The organism is Acetomicrobium sp. S15 = DSM 107314, assembly GCF_016125955.1.
GTDB lineage: Bacteria > Synergistota > Synergistia > Synergistales > Thermosynergistaceae > Thermosynergistes > Thermosynergistes pyruvativorans.
Genome location: NZ_JADEVE010000322.1, coordinates 1 through 395, shown reverse-complemented (window position 1 = coordinate 395; position 395 = coordinate 1). Strand labels below are relative to the sequence as shown.

General features: G+C 53.2%; 1 protein-coding gene. It reads right to left on the bottom strand.

What is annotated here, in order from left to right:
• Window positions 1-272: Hsp70 family protein (locus EZM41_RS14390; RefSeq protein ID WP_342449287.1), on the bottom strand; the 272-nt coding region annotated here is incomplete at its 3' end.
• Between the last annotated feature and the right edge of the window lie 123 nt (window positions 273-395).

Sequence of the window (395 nt, the reverse complement as noted above, 5' to 3'; positions counted from 1 at the left end):
ACCTGAACCTTTTCGCTCGCCGTGACTTTGTCGCCGAGATCTTTAAGGAGCTTTTCGGTATTATATATCAACGAGTCGGCCTCGTTGCGCGCATCGGCCAGCTCCTTCCTGCGCCTGTCGGCCTCTTCGTTAGCTTCTGCATATTTCCGCATCCGCTCTATTTCGGCTGGCTGTGGTGTGAACAGATCGTTGATGATACCTACCTGTCGTGGACTAATAGCATATTTCCCTTCAAAACCTAAGGATATTGCCTCTTTAGTGTCGTTGCGCAACCCCTTTCCGGTTGGGATGTCGAACTATACGGCGAGTGGGTGCTTGAAGTTAACGATGCCGACCTCGAGAGTCGCTGGGGGCTGCGCTGGTCTCCATGGCTCAGGATATGGCTGGGCTACGAG